This is a genomic window from Albidovulum sp., from assembly GCF_049646345.1.
Classification (GTDB): domain Bacteria; phylum Pseudomonadota; class Alphaproteobacteria; order Rhodobacterales; family Rhodobacteraceae; genus Albidovulum.
In genome coordinates this window covers 1-3,197 of record NZ_JBARVQ010000593.1, presented here as the reverse complement: position 1 = coordinate 3,197, position 3,197 = coordinate 1, and the positions used below count along the sequence as shown (strand labels likewise).

General features: G+C 63.4%; 3 protein-coding genes. 2 read left to right on the top strand and 1 reads right to left on the bottom strand.

Features of this window, described 5'->3' with window-relative positions:
- Nucleotides 1-33: 33 nt before the first annotated feature.
- On the bottom strand, nt 34-1,224 hold the full coding sequence (locus WBB85_RS15470; RefSeq protein WP_432639497.1) for an aspartate aminotransferase family protein: 1,191 nt from the start codon (nt 1,222-1,224) through the stop codon (nt 34-36).
- A 335-nt stretch (nt 1,225-1,559) separates the two neighbouring features.
- On the opposite strand from WBB85_RS15470, the gene WBB85_RS15465 reads away from it, so the two are divergent.
- Nucleotides 1,560-2,141, top strand: coding sequence for a GcrA family cell cycle regulator (locus WBB85_RS15465; RefSeq protein WP_432639496.1), 582 nt, complete (start codon nt 1,560-1,562; stop codon nt 2,139-2,141).
- A gap of 71 nt (nt 2,142-2,212) precedes the next feature.
- Nucleotides 2,213-3,091, top strand: a complete 879-nt coding sequence (locus tag WBB85_RS15460; protein WP_432639495.1) for a hypothetical protein — start codon at nt 2,213-2,215, stop codon at nt 3,089-3,091.
- Nucleotides 3,092-3,197 lie beyond the last annotated feature (106 nt).

Below are 3,197 nucleotides of genomic sequence, written 5' to 3'. Positions count from 1 at the left end.
GGCTGCCTGCCCCCGGACCCCCGGGAGGTATTTTCAAACAGAAGAAGAGGTTTCGGCTTTTTCAAGCGCGGTCGCGGCGGCGTCCAGCCGTGTGACAGCCTCGGCGATTTCTTCGTCGGTGATGGTCAGCGGCGGCAGCAGGCGCAAAGCACTGTCGGCGGCAGGAACCGTCAGGATGTGCTGGGCGTAACCCGCCTTGACGATATCGGCGGGGGCCGCCTTGCATTTCAGGCCGAGCATCAGCCCCTGCCCCCGGACGCCTTCGAAGATGTCGGGATGGGAATCCACGAGCCCTTCGAGCTTTTGCCGCAATAGGCCCGCCTTTCGATTGACCTCGGCGAGAAAGGCGGGGTCGGTGGTGATTTCCATCACTTTGACGCCGACGGCACAGGCCAGGGGGTTGCCGCCATAGGTAGAGCCATGGGTGCCCGCGATCATGCCCGAAGCGGCGCTTTCGGTGGCGAGCACGGCGCCAAGCGGGAAGCCGCCGCCAATGCCCTTGGCGACCATCATGATATCGGGGGTGACGCCCGCCCATTCATGGGCGAAGAGCCTGCCGGTGCGTGCCACGCCGCATTGCACCTCATCGAAGATCAGAAGCGCACCGGTTTCATCGCAGAGCTGGCGCAGAAGTTTCAGATCGGCGTCGGCCATCGGCCTTATCCCACCTTCGCCCTGTATGGGCTCGACCATCACCGCGCAGGTCTTGTCGCTGATCGCTTCCTTCAGGGCCTTCATATCGCCCCATGGCAATGACCGGAAACCGGGCATCAAGGGGCCGTAGCCCTTGACCATCTTATCCGATCCGGCCGCCGCGATCGCTCCGGTGGAGCGGCCGTGGAACGCGCCTTCGAAAGTCAGGATCTCATCCCGCGGGGCACCCTTTTCGTACCAGTATTTCCGCGCCATCTTGATCGCGAGTTCCGCCGCCTCGGTGCCGGAATTGGTGAAAAACACTGTATCGGCGAAAGTGTGTTCCACCAGAAGATCGGCCAGCCTTTGCTGTTCCGGGATCTGGTAGAGGTTCGAGACATGCCAGAGCCTGCCGGCCTGTTCGGTCAGGGCCGCCACCAGATCGGGATTGGCGTGCCCAAGCGCATTGACCGCGATCCCGGCACCGAGATCGAGATATCGCGTCCCGTCGGCCTCGATCAGCCAGGAGCCTTCGCCCTTCACGAAAGAGAGGGGCGCGCGGTTATAGGTGGGCAGGATCGACGGGATCATGGGTGAACTCCGTTAGGGAAGGCCAAGAGGTGCCTCAGGGGGCGGGCCAAGTCAACGATATGGGGGATGTGGCGGGGCCACGGGAGTGACGGACGTCAGGCGCAGGTGCGGCGGCGTCGGGGACGGGCGATATGGCGGGTCCGGATCGTCATGGCCGCCCGCATAGCCCGAAAGCCGCGACCTGTCCACGACTTTTGCGCAGGGACGATGCCCATGGGCTTGATTCTCGCGCCCCTCGCTTGTATCTCGGCACGTCCCGACTAAAATGGGACGCAAGCCATTCACGACCCGCCCGGCCATTGCCGCCTTTGGGGTCACCAAGCCGAGGATCGAACATGTCCTGGACCGACGAACGCGTCGAGACCCTGAAGAAGATGTGGACCGAGGGCCAGTCGGCCAGCCAGATCGCCAAGGAACTGGGCGGCGTGACCCGCAATGCGGTGATCGGCAAGGTCCATCGCCTCGGCCTGTCGAACCGCGCCAGCGGTGCGCCGGAACCGGCCAAGGCCAAACCGGCAGAACCTGCGCCCAAGGCAGAACCGCGCGCGGCGGCCCCTAAGCCGGCACCCGCCAAGGCTGAAGCGAAACCCGCGCCGCGCCCCGAACCGGCCGCCGCACCGGTCGCGACGCATACGCGCAAGCCGATCATCCCGGCGGGCCAGCCGCTGCCGCCGCAGCCCTCGGCGGGTGAGATCAGCCCCGAAGCCCTGGCCTCGGTCCGCGAGATCGAGAAGAAGGCGCGCAAGATCAGCCTGATGGAACTGACCGAGCGGACTTGTAAGTGGCCCGTCGGCGATCCCGCGACCGAGGATTTCTGGTTCTGCGGCCTTTCGGCACAGCCTGGCAAACCCTATTGCGAGGCCCATGTCGGCGTCGCCTTCCAGCCGATGAGCGCAAGGCGCGACCGTCGCCGCTGAGCGCCCTTTCAGGCTTGCACCAACCGCCACCCTGCCCATAGGTTGAAACCGGGCAGGGGCGGACGGATTTTATGACGAAGATTTTCGAGGACTGGCACTGGCTGCTTTCCGTGCCGCTCATCTGCATCTTCAGCCTGTCGGGGCTGATGATCGCCTTCAAGATCTGGCGCAATGATCGCGACCGCCCGCGCATGATCCTGCTGCTGGAAGAGGACGGCGCGAAGGCGCTTTATGCAAGGCTGATGGCCGGCCTGCTGGATTGGATCGACGCGCGGCTGTCGCGACCTGAGCTGGCTGGCGGTGCCGGATCGAAGCAGCGGGCCTGGAGCGCCAATCTTGCCTCTCTGACGCTTTTGCTGGCGATCGCCTATCCGGTTCTGGCCTTCATCGGGCAGTGGATTGCGGGCTATCCGATGACATTGGGCGATGCGAAGCTTTCCCCTGCGGGTACGCGTATTGCCCGAATTTTCGTCACTTTGTGGCTGGCGCTTACGCTAATCTTTTACTTTTGCTCGGCAATGTCAAAATCGCGGTGGCGGGTGGCATTGTTTGTTGCCGCCACCGCGATTTTGTTCGGCGGCATGTTCGCCGCGGAACGGTTCGATGTTCCGGCAGAAGTCGCATTCGCAGTCGCATTCGCAGTCGCAGTCGCATTCGCAGTCGTATTCGCAGGCGCAGGCGCAGGCGCAGGCGCAGGCGCAGGCGCAGGCGCAGGCGCAGGCGCAGGCGCAGGCGCAGGCGCAGGCGCATTCGCAGTCGCAGTCGTATTCGCAGTCGCAACGGATTGGAGAGAAGGCCGGACGAAACCGCATGCGATCTGGCGGTTTCTTCCCGCCATTTTGATGCAACTTGTACTGATCACCGTCATCCTGATGTTCTGGAACCCTGTCGGCAAGCAGGGAACAGCGGCCTATTTCATTCTCTTCCTCGGTAATCCCCCCCGAAAGTAAGGGGCTGCAAGAGTAGAATTTTCTCGGCAAGATGAACGAGGAGATTTCGAATGAAGACAAGCAGATACACTGAGGCGCAGATCATCGCGATCCTGCGGCAAGCCGA

What these genes read in the sequence shown, in the direction of transcription:
- WBB85_RS15460 (WP_432639495.1), top strand. Translation starts at nt 2,213, where the DNA reads ATGACGAAGATTTTCGAGGACTGGCACTGGCTGCTTTCCGTGCCGCTC.
- WBB85_RS15470 (WP_432639497.1), bottom strand. Translation starts at nt 1,224, where the DNA reads ATGATCCCGTCGATCCTGCCCACCTATAACCGCGCGCCCCTCTCTTTC.
- WBB85_RS15465 (WP_432639496.1), top strand. Translation starts at nt 1,560, where the DNA reads ATGTCCTGGACCGACGAACGCGTCGAGACCCTGAAGAAGATGTGGACC.